Annotated in this window: 15 protein-coding genes; 12 read left to right on the forward strand and 3 right to left on the reverse strand. The window is 32.1% G+C overall.

Features of this window, described 5'->3' with window-relative positions; genetic code table 11:
* The first annotated feature begins 211 nt into the window (after positions 1 to 211).
* Genes larE through larC form a run of 3 tightly spaced genes read left to right on the forward strand, consistent with a single transcriptional unit; the run spans position 212 to position 3,052 of the window.
* On the forward strand, positions 212 to 1,045 hold the full coding sequence (gene larE / locus BM077_RS07135) for an ATP-dependent sacrificial sulfur transferase LarE (protein ID WP_218149524.1): 834 nt from the start codon (positions 212 to 214) through the stop codon (positions 1,043 to 1,045).
* An 18-nt stretch (positions 1,046 to 1,063) separates the two neighbouring features.
* Positions 1,064 to 1,837: a nickel pincer cofactor biosynthesis protein LarB gene (gene larB / locus BM077_RS07140; protein WP_089748995.1), complete on the forward strand. Its 774-nt coding sequence runs from the start codon at positions 1,064 to 1,066 to the stop codon at positions 1,835 to 1,837.
* Between the two features lie 18 nt (positions 1,838 to 1,855).
* Complete coding sequence (gene larC / locus BM077_RS07145; protein WP_089748997.1) at positions 1,856 to 3,052, forward strand: nickel pincer cofactor biosynthesis protein LarC; 1,197 nt, start codon at positions 1,856 to 1,858, stop codon at positions 3,050 to 3,052.
* Positions 3,053 to 3,172: 120 nt separating this feature from the next.
* Here larC and BM077_RS07150 read toward each other — a convergent pair whose 3' ends face one another.
* Both BM077_RS07150 and BM077_RS07155 read right to left on the reverse strand, forming a co-directional pair.
* Entirely contained in the window at positions 3,173 to 3,799 is a 627-nt protein-coding gene (locus tag BM077_RS07150; RefSeq protein ID WP_089748999.1) for a hypothetical protein, read from the reverse strand.
* Between the two features lie 113 nt (positions 3,800 to 3,912).
* On the reverse strand, positions 3,913 to 4,497 hold the full coding sequence (locus tag BM077_RS07155) for a nitroreductase family protein (protein WP_089749001.1): 585 nt from the start codon (positions 4,495 to 4,497) through the stop codon (positions 3,913 to 3,915).
* 311 nt (positions 4,498 to 4,808) lie between these two features.
* Here BM077_RS07155 and BM077_RS07160 point away from each other — a divergent pair, with 311 nt between their 5' ends.
* The 6 genes from BM077_RS07160 (at position 4,809) to BM077_RS13870 (ending at position 12,245) form a co-directional block, all read left to right on the forward strand.
* Positions 4,809 to 5,243 carry a MarR family winged helix-turn-helix transcriptional regulator gene (locus BM077_RS07160; protein WP_089749003.1) on the forward strand — a complete coding sequence of 145 codons (435 nt, stop codon included), beginning with the start codon at positions 4,809 to 4,811 and terminating at the stop codon, positions 5,241 to 5,243.
* 28 nt (positions 5,244 to 5,271) lie between these two features.
* Positions 5,272 to 5,415 (forward strand): hypothetical protein, encoded by a 144-nt coding sequence (locus BM077_RS13710; RefSeq protein WP_177188345.1) that lies wholly within the window; start codon positions 5,272 to 5,274, stop codon positions 5,413 to 5,415.
* A 116-nt stretch (positions 5,416 to 5,531) separates the two neighbouring features.
* Positions 5,532 to 7,091 (forward strand): DHA2 family efflux MFS transporter permease subunit, encoded by a 1,560-nt coding sequence (locus tag BM077_RS07165; RefSeq protein WP_089749005.1) that lies wholly within the window; start codon positions 5,532 to 5,534, stop codon positions 7,089 to 7,091.
* A 17-nt stretch (positions 7,092 to 7,108) separates the two neighbouring features.
* Entirely contained in the window at positions 7,109 to 8,374 is a 1,266-nt protein-coding gene (locus BM077_RS07170; RefSeq protein WP_089749007.1) for an HlyD family secretion protein, read from the forward strand.
* A gap of 118 nt (positions 8,375 to 8,492) precedes the next feature.
* Complete coding sequence (locus BM077_RS07175) at positions 8,493 to 9,689, forward strand: FprA family A-type flavoprotein (RefSeq protein ID WP_089749009.1); 1,197 nt, start codon at positions 8,493 to 8,495, stop codon at positions 9,687 to 9,689.
* A 300-nt stretch (positions 9,690 to 9,989) separates the two neighbouring features.
* Complete coding sequence (locus BM077_RS13870) at positions 9,990 to 12,245, forward strand: HD-GYP domain-containing protein (protein ID WP_218124668.1); 2,256 nt, start codon at positions 9,990 to 9,992, stop codon at positions 12,243 to 12,245.
* Here BM077_RS13870 and BM077_RS07185 read toward each other — a convergent pair.
* Positions 12,242 to 13,117 carry a LysR family transcriptional regulator gene (locus BM077_RS07185; protein ID WP_089749011.1) on the reverse strand — a complete coding sequence of 292 codons (876 nt, stop codon included), beginning with the start codon at positions 13,115 to 13,117 and terminating at the stop codon, positions 12,242 to 12,244. The genes BM077_RS13870 and BM077_RS07185 overlap by 4 nt on opposite strands.
* A gap of 165 nt (positions 13,118 to 13,282) precedes the next feature.
* Here BM077_RS07185 and BM077_RS07190 point away from each other — a divergent pair, with 165 nt between their 5' ends.
* The 3 genes from BM077_RS07190 to BM077_RS07200 all read left to right on the forward strand — a co-directional run bounded on the left by BM077_RS07190 (position 13,283) and on the right by BM077_RS07200 (position 16,140).
* A complete protein-coding gene (locus BM077_RS07190) occupies positions 13,283 to 14,257 on the forward strand; it encodes a YeiH family protein (protein ID WP_089749015.1) in 975 nt (324 codons plus the stop codon).
* A 287-nt stretch (positions 14,258 to 14,544) separates the two neighbouring features.
* Complete coding sequence (locus BM077_RS07195; RefSeq protein ID WP_089749017.1) at positions 14,545 to 14,895, forward strand: P-II family nitrogen regulator; 351 nt, start codon at positions 14,545 to 14,547, stop codon at positions 14,893 to 14,895.
* A 36-nt stretch (positions 14,896 to 14,931) separates the two neighbouring features.
* A complete protein-coding gene (locus tag BM077_RS07200; protein ID WP_089749019.1) occupies positions 14,932 to 16,140 on the forward strand; it encodes a cation:proton antiporter in 1,209 nt (402 codons plus the stop codon).
* Positions 16,141 to 16,285: the final 145 nt, after the last annotated feature.

A 16,285-nucleotide genomic window follows, 5' to 3' on the forward strand; every position in this document is an offset into this window, starting at 1 on the left:
TTTGGATATATTAATGTAATTATAGTATATATTAAATAAGTTAATAAAGGGGTAAGAGAAATGTCAATATTAATTAGTAAACTTAAAAGTGAACTATTCAAAAGATATTTAGGTTATTTTTATAGTTTTCAGTAAAAATAAAATGGTTTTTTGTTTTTATATCTAATTATATCTATGGTTACCTAAAATATAAATAATGGAGGTAATAATTATGAGCGAATTATCAAAGACAGTAAAAGAGAAATATAATGAACTTCAAGATTATTTAGCTAATTTAGATAGTTTAGTTATCGGGTTTTCTGGTGGAGTAGATAGCACTTTCTTACTTAAAGTTGCTTATGATGTGTTGGGAGATAAGGTATTAGCTGTTACTTCTAGTGCCGAAACTTATCCAGCAGAACAATTAGAAGAAGCAAAAGAGCTAGCAAAAGAGATTGGTGCTCAGCACTTAGTTACTTATACTGAAGAATTAGATAACGAAGATTTTGTAAAAAATCCACCGCGACGTTGTTATTATTGTAAGTTTGAGTTTTTTAAATCTTTAAAAGAAGTAGCTGAAGAAAAAGGTTATGCTAACGTAGCTGATGGTGCCAATTATGATGATATAAGCGATTATCGTCCAGGAGCCGATGCAGCTAAAGAATTAGGAGTGTTAAGTCCTTTAAAAGAGACTGGTTTTACTAAAGATGATATTCGTGAGGTTTCAAAAGAGTTAGGGTTACCTACATGGAATAAAGCTGCTTTTGCTTGTCTTTCTTCTCGTTTCCCGTATGGAGATGAGATTACTGCTGATAAATTAGAGATGGTTGACCAAGCAGAGGCTTATTTACGACAATACTCTTGGCAACAGTTAAGGGTTCGACATCATGATGAGAATACAGCTCGAATTGAAATACTATCTGAAGATTTTGAGCAACTGTTGAATTTAAGAGAGGATATAGTTAACAAATTCAAAGAGATTGGTTATACTTACATCACTATGGACTTAGAAGGGTATCGGACAGGTAGTATGAATGAAGTATTAAATGAAGAAGATAAGAAGTAGATAAAGGAGGACTTAAACTTGAAAAATGAAGATATTAAAGCCATTTTAAATGAAGTAAAAGATGGGACTCTAGAGACCGACAAAGCTATGAAGAAGTTAAAAGATCTACCTTTTGAAGATTTAGGTTATGCTAAGATTGATCATCACCGAGGTATTCGTAATGGTTATCCCGAAGTAATCTACTGTGAAGGTAAATCTATTGAGCATATTAAAGGAATAGTAGCAACGATGATGGAACGTGGTAATAATATCTTAGCAACGAGGGCAAAGAAGGAAGTATATGAAGCGGTAAGAGAAGTAACAGATGATGTTGAATACCACGAAGAAGCCCGAATAATCATAGTGAAGAATGAAGAGATTGAGAAGACGAAGAGTAAGATTCTAGTTGTAACCGGTGGTACTTCTGATATTCCTGTCGCCGAAGAGGCAGCTCTTACAGCGGAAGTAATAGGGAATACAGTTGAACGTCTTTATGATGTTGGAGTTGCTGGCATTCATCGACTTCTATCTCAACGTGATAAATTTGAAGAAGCAAACATAATTATAACTGTTGCTGGGATGGAAGGTGCTTTAGCCAGTGTAGTTGGTGGATTAGTAGATAAACCGGTAATTGCGGTGCCGACTAGTGTTGGTTATGGTGCTCACTTTGAAGGGTTAGCGACTCTGTTAGCTATGTTAAATAGCTGTGCTAGTGGGATTGGTGTGGTTAATATTGATAATGGCTTTGGAGCTGGTTATTTAGCTAATACTATCAATAAACAGATTGAGAAGGCTAGGAAAAATGGCAAATAGGAAAGGATTTGTTGCTAGATGGAGCGAATACTATATTTTGATTCTTTGTCAGGTATAAGTGGTGATATGACTATTGGTGCTTTATTAGATTTAGGTGTAGATGAAGATGAGTTTTTGGAAGAGTTAAAGAAGATAAATATTGATGGATATGAAATAAAAGTTGAAGAAGATAAGAAGAAGGGTATTACAGGAATAAATTTTGACGTGATATTGGCAGATCATGATACTCATTCTCAAGATAATCATAATCACCACCATGCACATAGAAATCTTTATGATATTGAGAAGATAATAGATGAGAGTGAATTAAATGAGGATGTCAAAGAATTAAGCAGACGCATTTTTAAGCTAGTAGCCCAAGCAGAAGCTGTGGTTCATGCTAAACCAATCGATAAGGTTCATTTTCATGAAGTAGGTGCTGTCGATTCAATTGTAGATATCATTGGTGCGGCTATCTGTATAGATAAGTTAGGAGTCGATAAAATCTATTCGTCACCTTTACATGTAGGTACCGGTTTTACTAAGTGTGCTCACGGAAAGATACCAGTGCCTGCACCGGCTACCTTAGAAATTCTGAAGGATGTGCCTATTTATTCTAAAGGGATCAAGAGTGAATTAGTCACACCGACTGGAGCAGCGATTATTAAGACTTTAGCTCAAGACTTTACTACTTTTCCTCAGATGTCGGTTGAGAAGATAGGTTATGGTTTAGGTAATAAAGACTTAGAAATCGCTAACCTTTTACGGGTAGTTTTAGGTAAGAAGAAGAGAAAAAGAAAATTAATGATTATCGAAACGAACATAGATGATATGAACCCAGAGGTTTATTCTCATTTAGTTCCTCTATTATTAAAAGAAGGGGCTTTAGATGTCTATTTAACTAATATTATGATGAAGAAGAATCGTCCTGGCGTCAAGGTTAATATATTATGTTACCAAAATGAATATCAGAAATTTGAGGATATTCTATTTAGGGAAACTACTACCTTAGGCACTAGACGATATGAAGTTGAAGGCACAGCTTTAGATAGAAAGTTTATAAAGGTAGAGACTGAATTTGGGGAGATGACTCTTAAAGTTGCTTTAACTGATGGTGAAGTTTTGAAGTATGCACCTGAATATGATGAATGTAAAGAGATAGCTAACGAGTTTGGTTTACCGCTTAAAGATGTTTATAATGAAGTATTGAGTAAAGTAGATAAAATCATGGAATAATTTTCACATAGCCGAATTTTATAATTATGCAATAGACTTATATAGAATAGCTTAATGGCTAACCTCTTAAAATTTACAATTAAGAAGTTAGCCATTTTGTTATCTATTTTTAACTTATTCTTATCTCATCATATTTGGTCCCATTCCTCGTCTTCTGGGATCAAATTCTGAATTATCATACATCATACCCGGTCCGAAATTAGAGTTAGGCATCATTTGAGGTCCCATCATTGGACTATACATACCAGGTCCCATCATACTATAATGCATATTATACATATTAGAAATTCCTCTGAACCTAGTATTGCCTTCTTCATAATAATTCTTCATTAAACTTAACCTTGTTAACATATAATCTGCCTGTTTTTTGGTAATGAAGCCTCTTTCTAGCTGTTTTTGGATAGCATCTTTACGGAATTGATATTCTTTTTCCAACCAGTTATCTCCTATTGCTTCGTAATAATTTTTTGCTGCATTCAGTCTTTCTAACATATAGTCAGCTTGACGTTTAGTAATAAGATCTTTTTCTAAGAGATTTGCAATATAATCTTTTTGTAAATCATAACTTTGTTGGAGTGAACCATTATTATTTTCTTTTTTTGTGGATATATTTTGCTTAAGCTGATTATCATCTTTAGGCATTAATTGAGCTTGCTGTTTATTAGAACATCCAGTAATAGTAATGAATAAAAATATTAGAATAAAAGTAGTTACAATAAGTTTTAGTCTTTTAATTGATGTGTTCATCTTAATCATCCTTTTTGTTTTTGGTCTAATTAAAGAAATTAGTAAGATTGTACATCGTGAAAGGATATTCTAACTTTATTGTTTCATTTGTTATCATTATTTATACTTTTTATTTAAAAACCTAACCATTCTACTTTTTCTGTTAGCTTAGGGTCTTCTCTAGGTGGGGCAGGTGGATCCATATCTGGATATCCAATCGGAATAATTCCAGCGATATTCTGATCATCAGGAATATTTAAGATTTCTTTTGTTTCTGCTTCATGGGCAACATGACCAGCAATCCATACTGTGCCTAGACCTTCTTCAAAAGCAGCTAAGGCTAAATTTTGTATAGCAGCACTAGCTGCCATTAATGCTTCTTCAGTTTTTATTTCATCATCATAAGTTTGATAAGAGATAGTAATATGTACTGGTGCTCCACCAAAATTTTTAGCATACTCTAACATCGCTGGTTTCTTTTCTTCAGGAATGTAAGGGGCATCAGGAATATAGCTTTTGGCAAAATCATAGAAGATATTACAGACTTTTTTTACAGGTTCTCCTTTGGTAACAGTAAAGTACCAAGGCTGACTATTGCCATTAGAAGGAGCCCAGTTAGCTGCTTCTAAAACTTTTTTTATTTTCTCTTTTGGCACCTCCTTATCTTTATATTTACGGATACTTCTTCGGTCTTTAATAGTTTCTAATATTTTTTCCATAATTCCTCTCCTTTCAAAATTCATCTGATTTCAATCTTATTATATAATTAATAAGGGATTATATGCAAGCATGATAAGTATTTATTCTCTATGGAATAATACATATTGCAATGAAGAGTTGAAGGTATTTTAAAGTAGAATTAATTTAAAGCTGAGTCTTGATATTATATATAATTTATATTATAATAATTAGTACTTCTAAATAAAAGAATATCTAAATAAGAGAAATCCTAACAAAAATTAATTATTTTTTAATCAAATCGTTTATTTAACAGTTATAAAAATTATAAAAAGATCAAGGAGGATTGCCAGTGAACGATGGGGTACAGGAAGTAGAGATGTTATTAAGGACTATCAGTAGTAAAATTAATAAGGAAACAAAGGATAATCTTTCTAAGTTTAATTTGAATAAAAGTAGATTCTTTGTTCTAATTATAGTTTCCAAATATGAAAACATTACTATGGGAGAATTGAAAAAGGAGATGCATTTAGCATGTAGCTCAATTACCAATTTAGTAGATAAATTAGAAGATGATAACCTATTAAAAAGAAGTAGAAGTAAAGAAGATAGACGAGTAATAAATTTACATCTGACTGAAAAAGGAGAAGAACTATTAGAATCTATTATGACCTTTAGATGCCAATATATTAATCAAGCTATTAAGAAATTGGATGTAACAGAGACTTTACAGTTAAAGGATACTTTAAAGAAAATAAACCAACTTTTAGGAGAAAGTTCTTGCTGATGCAAATAACTTAGGTAAGCAATTAGTTGTGGCTATAGAGGAAGAGAAGGAGTATCCAGAACAATTAGAGTTTCACAAGCAGATGCGAGAAATGTTAAAAGAAGCAGTTGTTGCTAATCAAGAAGATTGGGAAGCCGAATATAATTATTGGCAGGAAAAAGGATGGATTTAGTTAATTAATGTTTAAAGTTAAATATTAATTTGATTCAGAACAAAAGTGTTTTTATTATCAAAAAGTACCTTTTGATCTGAATCTTTATTTTTGTTTTTGTTGAGAGGAGGGAATACATGTCGAAGCAAGACGTAAAATCTATAGAGCAAAAGACTGAAGAAGAGAATGGGGCTTATAAATGGATAGTCTTAGGGGTAGTCTTAATTGGAGCTTTTATGGCGATTTTGGATACTAGTATTGTTAACATAGCATTAGCAGAAATGATGTCAGTTTTTGGAGTTACCTATGAAGAGATAGATTGGGTAGTGACTGCTTACTTATTGTCTATGGGAGTTATTCAACCGATTACTGGTTATTTAAGTAATAATTTTGGTGCTAAGAGGATGTATATATTTAGTTTGATTGTCTTTACTATAGGTTCGGCTTTATGTGGAATGGCTTGGAGTAGGGAATCAATGATCTTCTTTCGAATTATTCAGGCAATCGGTGGTGGGATGATTATGCCGATTAGTAATACAATTATTTATCAAGTATTTCCATTAGAAGAAAGAGGGATGGCTCTAGGAATTTGGGGTATCGCTGCAATGGCTGCGCCTGCTATTGGACCAACATTGGGTGGTTATATTGTTCAGAATCTAAATTGGCGTGTTATCTTTACTATTAATATCCCTATTGGAATTATAGGAGTTGTATTAGCTGGGATATTATTAAAAGAGACTGAGATTATTCCGTCTAAAAAGTTTGACTTTATTGGATTTATAACTGCTTCTATTGGCTTTGCTTCTGTCTTATATGCATTAAGCGAGGCTTCTAGTAAGGGATGGGATGAAGCATATGTTTTAGCAATTCTAGCTGTAGGTATTTTAATGTTAATATTATTTGTGATCAATGAATTACATATTACTGAACCTTTAATAGATTTAAGAATCTTTAAGAAGAGGAATTTTACGTTTAGTATGATATCGGTCTTTTTTGTAACTATTGGTCTTTATGGTGGAATCTTCTTATTACCACTATACTTACAAAATATCAGAGGTTATACTGCTTTGCAAACAGGACTTTTATTGATGCCAATAGCAATTGTTACGGGAATAATGATGCCTATTGCTGGGTGGTTATTTGATAGGATTGGCGCTCGTCCTTTGGCACTGACTGGTATTTCATTGATGGTATTTTCTATGTATAAGTTGCATGGTTTAAATCTAGTTGTTTCTTCTTGGTATATTCAGTTTTGGATGATTATTCGTGCGATTGGTTTGGGGTTAACTATGATGCCGGTTACCACCGCTGCATTAAATGCAATTTCTGAACCGAAGATGGCACAAGCGGCGGCAACTAGAAGTCTAGTGACTAGAGTGGCTGGTTCGTTTGGGTTAGCAATTTTATCTCCACAGTTAGAACATAGAAGAATATTTCATTTTAATAAATTAGCTAATGGTTTAAAGCAAGGAGAAGCAATAGTCAGTCAGACACTTAATAAATTACAGCATGGTATTTTAGTTAACGGTAATGCTGTTGAGCATTTACAACAAAAAGCATTAGTGATGTTATATGGTAATATTTCAAAACAAGCTATGGCTAATGCATTTGGAGACACATTTTTACTTGTAGCAGTTTTTTGTAGTTTAGGTTTAATTCCAGCTTTATTCATAGAAAAACACCCAGATAAAAATTAAAGGAGGAATTATGATTTATGGAAGGAAATGTAGAGCAATCTCAACCAGCAACTAAAAATAGATTTAAAATATTTTTTATACTGATTGGGATATTTATTGTATTAGGTGGTATCTTTGGTTATCGATGGTGGGTGCACCAGAGTACGATAGTTAGTGTAGAGAATAGTAAGATTAATGCTACTCAAGTTAAGATTAGTGCTGAGATGCCTGCGAAAATAAGCAAAATGTTAAAAGAGGAGAATGATCAGGTTAAGGCTGGAGAAGTAGTAGCAAAACTAGACCAAACCGAACTTTTGAATACCTTACATCAAGCTCAGGCACACTATAAAACTTTAAAGTCGAAGGTTCCTCAATTAAAATTGAATATTAAATTACAGAGAAAAGTACATGCAGAAAAGTTAAATCAAGCTCGGGCTAAAGTTGATGAAGTTCAACAAAGTTTAACTCTTCTTGAAAAAGGGCCAAGAAAAGAAGAAGTTGAACAGATGGAAGCGGCTTTATCTAAAGCCAAAGCAGTGTTACAAAAGGTGAAGAGTGACTTGGAACAAGTTAAAAATTTACATCAAAAAGGAGTAGCAACACAGGACCAATTAGAGAACGTTACTACTGAATATAAAAAAGCTTTAGCTCAACAAAAAAGTGTTGCCAAGAAATTAGAACTTTTACAAAAAGGGACTAGAAAAGAAAAAGTAAATATAGCTAAAAATAAATTAGAAGCAGCAAGAGCTAATCTTAATTTAGCTAAAGCAGAAGTAATGAAGATACAGATTAAGGAACAAGAATTAGTTACACTAAAGAATCAGTTGCAGGAAGCTAAAAAGAAGATCAATTCAATAAAAGACAAACTGAATGATACTACTGTTAAAACTCCTATGAATGGAACAATAATTAAGAAGTATTTAGAACCAGGTAGCTTTACTTCTCCTGGGCAGCCTATTTATGCAATAGCTAATTTAAAGGATACTTGGGTAGAGTCTAATGTTGAAGAAACAGATATTCATAAAGTGAAAGTAGGACAGAAGGTTGATGTTTATGTTGATGCTTATCCAGATAATGTTTTTAGCGGTCAAGTAGTACGGATAGGAAAAGCGGCAAATTCTAATTTTAATTTATTTCCAAGTACTAATACTAGTGGAGATTATACTAAAGTGGTACAAAGAATTCCGGTAAAAATAACTGTAGATAAAGAAGGATATATCTTTAGACCAGGAATGAATGTAGTAGTTGATATTCACATTGCAAAAAATGAACAAGGAGGTGAAATTTCTAGAAAAGTAGATTAAAAGGTAGAAACTTCATATGTTTTTAGGGGTAGATAGCTAATACAGTTTGGAAGCAGTCACATAATACGAAAATATTAGGTTAAACTAATCTTAAGATAATAAGTTATGGAGGGATAATATGTCTATTTTTCAAGTTAAAGAAGATGTTTATTGGGTTGGGGCAAGAGATTGGAATATTAACTCGTTTCATGGACCTGCTTATAGTACGAAACAAGGTACAACCTATAATAGTTATTTGATTAAAGATGAAAAGAATGTATTAGTAGATGGTGTGTACAAGCCTTTTATAGATAGGTTCTTTGAACATATAGAAGAGGTAGTTGATTTCAAAGATATTGATTATTATATTGTTAATCATGTAGAGCCAGATCATTCTTCTAGTTTTCCTAGAACGATGGAAAGACTAAGAGATGATGTTACAGTAGTTTGTTCAGCTAAGGGTAAAGAAGGGATTATTGAACATTATGGTAGTGGATATAACTTTGAAGTGGTTAGTACTGGAGATACTATTAATATAGGAGAGCGGAACCTAGCTTTTGTAGATGCTTCTATGTTACATTGGCCTGATAGCATGTTTACATATATTCCAGAAGATAAATTATTACTACCTAATGATGCTTTTGGAATGCATTATTGTACTTCCCAATTATTTGATGACCAGGTTGATGACTGTCTGATGATGGATGAAGCTAAAAAATACTTTGCAAATATCTTGACTCCATTTAGTAGTATTCTGCTTAAGAAATTAAAAGAAGTACAAGAAATGGATATTGAGATAGATATGATTGCACCTTCTCATGGTATAATTTGGCGAGAAGATCCAAATAAGATAATTCAGAAATACTTAGAATGGGCAGAAGGTAAGGCTAAAGAGAAAGCTTTGGTTATTTATGAAACTATGTGGGATAGTACAGAGTTGATGGCTAAAAAGATTGCTGATGGTTTAATAGACCAAGGCATAGAAGTTCAGTTTTATCGCAAATCTGATGCTGATAAGAATGATATAATTAAAGAATTTCTTGATGCTAAAGCAATTATTGTTGGTTCTCCTACTATTAATAATGTTATGATTCCTGAGTTAACTCCTTTATTAGAAGAGTTAGAAGGTTTAAGATTTAAGAATAAGTTAGGTGCCTCATTTGGTTCTTATGGTTGGCGTGGAGGCGCAGCAAAAAGGATTGCTGATAGATTAGAAGGAGCTAAGATTGAATTAATTGATGAACCGCTAGAGGTCAAGTATGTTCCTGATAAAGAACAATTAAAAGAGTGTTATGAATTTGGAGTAAGCATTGCCGAGAAGATAAAACAAAGTTAATTTGTAATATTTACCAGGAAATAAAATATCATTTTGCTTCTATATAGTTTGATTACTCATTAAGATAAATTGTGATCCCCAGAAACATTCAATATAGATGATGTTTTTGGGGATTTTTTATTATTATGCATAAAAAATTGATGATTTGTCTAAAAATTGATATAATGAAGATGTAAGTGAGAATTTTAACATTAAAAATTTTATTTTGTAATTAGTTTGTCATTATTTATAAATTAGAACTTATTAAAGTGAAGAATGACTGAGAATAGTAATGGAGATTAAAATAGGGGATGAGATTTAATGAGTAAGCTATCTTTAGAAGAATTTATTAATAAAAAATTTAATATAATCTTTATTAGCCTTTTAATTGTTTTACTAACTGTGTCTGGATTTGTCTTTTATACTTTTTATAATATTGAATACCAAAGAGAAAAGCAAGCAATTAGAAGTTCGATGAAGTATTTTATTAATAATTTAACGGGTCAAGTTACTAAAATTGAAAGAAAGTATAATGGAGCATTAAAAAAGCAGTTAATGGAATTTTATAATAGTTATAATAAGATTAACAATGTTAGTGATTTTAAAAAGGAGATAAGAGATGTTAAGCAAAACATAAAGTCAATAAATAGTCAAGGTATAGAATTAGATAAGGTAAATTATTATTTAATTAATTCACAAGGGATAATTACTAAGACAGATTATGAAGTCGATTTAGGTTTGAATCTTTCAAAGTTCGGAGGGCTTTGGGATAGAATAAAACAGTTAAAAGTTGGAGAAGTATTGTTATTACCATTTGATAGGGAGAATAGTACAGGTAGGCTTAGGTTGTATTCTTATGTAAGATTATCTGATAATAGTATTCTTGAAATAGGAGTTAGATTTAAAAATTATGACCAACTAATAAAAGGCAAACTACAACGTTTTGCCAATGGTTATGAGGCAGATATATATTGGTTCTCTTATGCTTTCCATCCATTATTTAAAGAAAGTATTAAGTTAACAGAAAAAGAGAAGGATGTTTTAAGAGAAGCTTTGAATAAAAATAGATTAATTGCAAAAAATGATTCTTTCTTTGAAACAGCTTATTATTCTGGTTGGAATACCGACTATGGTGCGCAATATATTAAAATGGAAGTTACATATTTACGGTTTAAAAATATCTTGGCTATTTTTTCACTATTATTTTTAATGGTTATGGCGACATTATATCTATTAAAAAGAAACTTAAGTAGTTTGCTTGAAACTAATTTTATTAATCCCATTAATCAAATATCGATGAAGATGAATTCATTTAATCCTGAGGAAGAAGTCGAAGCAAAAATAGAAGAAAGTGAAATTAAAGAGATAGATCAAATTGGAAAGAGTTATACGGATATGGTCAGTGAAATAAGTGCTAGCTATCAACAACTGAAATCTTATAGTCAGGAGATTACTTTTTTAAATGAAGAACTTGAAGACTCACTTAAGGAAGTAAGTGTGTTAAATGAACGTTTTATTAATATGATAGAGATAATTTCTAGTCTAACTACGGACCTTTATCAAGAAGAAGAATTTTTATCAAAATTACTGGAGGTTGCTGCAGATATAATTCCTGAGGTCGATTATGGTAGAGTCTGTCTTTTTAAAGATGGCAAATGTCTGTTTGTAGATGCCATTGGTCATGATGCTTCTTTATTAAGGGAATTAGAGATTAATGAAGAGTTGCTTCTTAACTGTGACCATGAGGGGATCTATCATTTAGAGGAGTGTATATTAGTTAATTCAAGAAAAATTTCTAAAGAAGATAGGTCTATTTTAAGAACAGCTCTAAAACCAAGCAAAGAAGTTATCTGTATAGATATAATTATAAATTCAAATGTGGCAGGAAAGATGACTTTTGCTATAGCTGAAGGTAGTAGTAAGTCTTTTGATAATAAAGCTAAGAAGTTTCTTAAGTCATTTAGTAATTTAGCTTCGGCGTTCTTTTATTGGCAACGATATAATCGAATTAGAGGTGAGTTTAATAAAGAGTTTATTACTTCGCTTACGAATGTTTTAGAGATACATGATGTCTATACTAAAGGACATTCAAAGAATGTTGCTGAGTTAGGAGCAAAAATAGCAAGAAAAATGGAGCTTTCTGATGAAGAGATTGATGATACTTATTGGGCAGGGATGTTACATGATATCGGGAAATTATTAGTTCCGTTAGAAATATTAAATAAAAACGGATCTTTAACCGAAGAAGAGTATGAAAAGGTTAAAAATCATCCTTATTGGGGTTATTTAAGCTTGAAAGATTCTGAGTTCTTAAAAGAGGTTGGGGAATACGTATTATATCATCATGAACGTTGGGATGGAAAAGGTTATCCGGAAGGATTAAAAGGTGAAGAAATTCCATTAATCTCACAGGTATTAACTGTGGCTGATGCTTGGGATGCGATGACTTCGAAAAGAGCTTATCGAGGTCCATTAACAAGAGATGAAGCTATTCAGGAGATTAAAGATAATAAAGGAACTGAGTTTTCTCCTAAAGTAGTAGACATCTTTTTAAGAATATTGGATAATGAATTTTAACTAAACATATGATTTACAAATTCATTAAACAGGTTTGAATGGTATTTATCTCGATGATAAATAAGTTGAAACTTTCTTGTGAAGTCTATCTTTTCAATAGATACCTTTACAATTTTATCTTCTTCCATCTCTTTTTTGACAGCTATTTCTGGTAAAATAGAAATTCCTATATTAGCTTCTACTGACTTCTTAATTGCTTCTATATTATTGAGGATATACTTTGGCTGGTAAGATAGATTAAATTTAACCAAGGTATTCTCAATAACTTCTCTAGTTCCACTTCCTTTTTCACGAGTAATAAATTTTTCTTCCTCAATTTCAGATGGTTCAATCAATTCTCTCTTTGCCCATTTATGCTGGGGAGAGCAGATTATAATCATTTGATCATCGAAGAAAGGTTTAATAGTAATTTCAGTACTTTTAATAGGACCTTCTACTAAAGCAAGGTCGATCTTATTATTAAGGATCATTTCTTCTATTACACTTGTATTATCAATGATAAAAGGTAGTTCAATATTTTGATATTTTGTTTGGAAATCCTTGATTATTTTTGGTAGCAAGTAAGTTCCGATAGTCATGCTAGCTCCAATACGCAGTCTACCTTGATTCATCTTAGCAATATCAGTTATTGTATTTTCGGCTTCTTCTGTAAGTATTAGGATTCGCCTACTATAATTTAAAAGTATTCTACCAGGATGAGTTAAGATTAACTTTTTCTTAATGCGTTCAAAGAGTTTAACTTCTAAATTTTCTTCAAGCTCAATAATAGTTTGGCTAATAGCTGGTTGGGTCATATACAATTCTTTAGCAGCACCCGACATACTACCGATTTCACAGACTTTCATAAAAATTTTAAGTTGCCTTAAGTTCATGAGGCTCCCTCCATACTCTTTATATAAGTAATTAATTATATATATAATAATATCATATTATTTTACTAATACAAGGCTAAATGTTAGAATAGTAAATAAGAAGTATATGGAGATTAAAACTATATTTGGTTGCAGAGATAGTTAGAGAATAAGGGGGGAGAATAGATGAATTTTTTTAAAGATAAAGGGGCAGGTTTAGTCCTTACAATCATTATAGGAATCGGGAGCAGATATTTGTCTAACTGGATTCCTCATTTAGGAGGAGTTACATTAGCGATAATTGTAGGTTTTTTAGTTAGTAATATCTTCAGTATAGGAGGAAATTACGAAGCTGGAATTAGGTTTGTAGAAAAGAAGATTTTAGCTATGGCGATTATGCTAATGGGTTTAAAGTTAGAATTGAATATTTTATCTCAACTAGGTTTCTCTTCGATCTTGGTTATTGTTACTATGGTTTTAAGTACTATTGGGCTTGGCTATCTAATTGGTAGATTGTTAGGATTATCTAAGTCATTCAGTATTTTATTAGGAGTAGGTAACGGAATTTGTGGTTCTTCTGCCATTGCAGCGGTGGCTCCAGTTGTAAGTAAAAATGAAGAGGAAATTGGTCTTTCTATTAGTGTAGTTAATTTATTAGGGACTTTAGGAATCTTTATCTTACCAGGACTAACTTATGCTTTACACCTTAATGATACAATTAGTGGGCTAATGGTTGGTAGTACTTTGCAGGCTACTGGGCAAGTAGTAGCAGCTGGTTTTTCTATAAGTGATGTAGTTGGTAGGCTAGCTACTGTTGTGAAGATGGGCAGAATTTTAATGTTAGGACCAATTGTGTTAGGTTTAAATATATTTATTGGTCCAAATGATGAGGTTTCTCAAGGTAAAGTGAAAATTCCAGCTTTTATTATTGGCTTTTTCATTTTGAGTATTGTAGGGACTTTACATCTGTTACCTATTGAAATGATAAGTTACTTAAAGACTTTAAGCAAGATACTATTAACTATAGCTATGGCCGGAATTGGTCTTAGGATTAAGGTTTCTGCTTTAACTGACCAAGGGCCTAAAGCATTATTGGTCGGTTGTTTAATTTTTATTAGTCAATTATTTATGATTACAGGTCTGATTACTCTATTATTCTAATACGGAAAGGGTGAGTATACTTGACAGAAAGACTACTTTTATTAGTAGATGGAAATGGCGATATTAGAATGGCTACTCTTGATTTTGGTATGGATTTGAAAAACAGAGAATAGTTAAGAGATAATTTCATATAATAGTTAAATTATTGCATACTTGATAAAATTAGGTGTACTTTTATTTATAATTGGATTTGGAGATTATTGGTTGAACTATGATAGTTAAATGTGATATAATAAAAATTAAGTTTTAAACAATTGAACTATAGATATTATGAAAGGAGGAGTAAGATGGAGTTATTAGTGATGGTTATAGAAAATAATGATGATTTAGACAGAATTTTAGAAGGATTCAAAGAGATAGGCTTACATGGAATCACGGTTCTTGATAGTATGGGAACTGGTCATTTATTAACTGAGGATATTTCGATCTTTGGTCGGGTTATGAGAATGGCGGAAGGAAATAAAAAGTACAACAAGACTGCATTTACTATTATCATGGAAGATGAGACTTTAGAAAAAGCAATAGCGGTTGTAGAAAATGTAGTGGGTGATCTTAGTAAACCACATACTGCATTAGTCTTTACACTACCTTTATCCAGGCTTAAAGGTTTAACTAAAGTGCCAGAAGCTTGCGAATAACAGAATATAAAATTGTAAAAAGTGGAGGGAATATAATTGGAAGTAAATTTAATTTTGATTTTAGGAGTAATTCTACTATTAAGTCTAGCATTAGGAAGATTAGCTAATAAACTTAAATTACCAGCCGTACCAGGATATTTAATTGCTGGGCTACTATTAGGTCCTTCTATTTCTAAAGTAATGAGTCACGAAATGGTTAAGCAATTACATCCTATTAATGGGATTGCATTAGGAATCATTGCTTTAGTAATAGGTGGAGAATTAAGTTTAGAGTCAGTGAAGAAGTTAGGGAAAGCAGTTATATTTATGGGGCTTTTTGAAGTTTTAGGGGCAATAGCTGTGGTAACAGTAGTAATGATGTTCTTCTTGCATCAATTTGCTTTATCGTTATTACTCGGTGGTTTAGCTGCAGCAACAGCACCGGCAGCTACAGTAGCTGTAATTAAAGAAAGTAAGGCGTCTGGCCCTTTAACGAACAGTTTATTAGGGATCGTGGCACTAGATGATGTATTTGGAGTTATTTCTTTTGGAATAATCTCAGCTATTGTTAAGACAATGGCTAGTGGTTCAGCAAATACTTCAATTTTGACTATGATTAAAACACCAATGATAGAAATTGTAGGATCAATTATTTTAGGGTCAATAATGGGCTATATTCTTAGTTATTTCAGTAATCGAATGAATAGTGAAAAGAGTTTATTGGCTTTAGTGCTTGGCAGTGTATTTTTGGCTAGTGGTTTAGCGACTTTATTTGAATTTTCTCCTATATTAACTAATATGGTTTCTGGAGTCATGGTTAGAAATATATCTTCTCGTTATAAGAAGGTATTTGATGTTACTGAAGGGATAGAAGTTCCTATCTTTATTGTCTTCTTTGCTTTGGCTGGAGCTAGATTTGAATTACATCGCTTGGTTGAAATCGGTGGTATCGGTTTAGCGTATGCTTTAGCAAGGGTAGCGGGCAAGATGCTAGGAGTAAGAATAGGTGGCGAGTTAGGAGGAGCCTCTAGTCAAGTTAAGAAGTATCTTGGCATGGGTTTGATGCCACAAGCTGGAGTAGCAGTGGGTTTAGTCATCATAGCCCAACAAGCATATCCTCAGGCTAGTAATCTTATTTTGAATATCCTTTTAACTTCAGTGATGATTTCAGCTTTATTTGGGCCTATTTTATCTAAAATAGCTTTAGTTAAAGCTGGTGAGGTAGGTGCCTTAGAACAAGGACAAGATTGTAGAAAAACAGCATGAGGTTGTGTTGATGTTTAATTAAGATGTCTTCTTATATAGAGAGAGGAATATATAATTTGATATTAACTATTAATGAAGCTATATGTCGGTTTAAAGACTGATATATAGCTTTTTTTGTATTTAAAATAAATTGTGAGTGAGGTAA

This window comes from Candidatus Frackibacter sp. WG13, from assembly GCF_900114655.1.
Taxonomy (GTDB): Bacteria; Bacillota; Halanaerobiia; order Halobacteroidales; family Acetohalobiaceae; genus Frackibacter.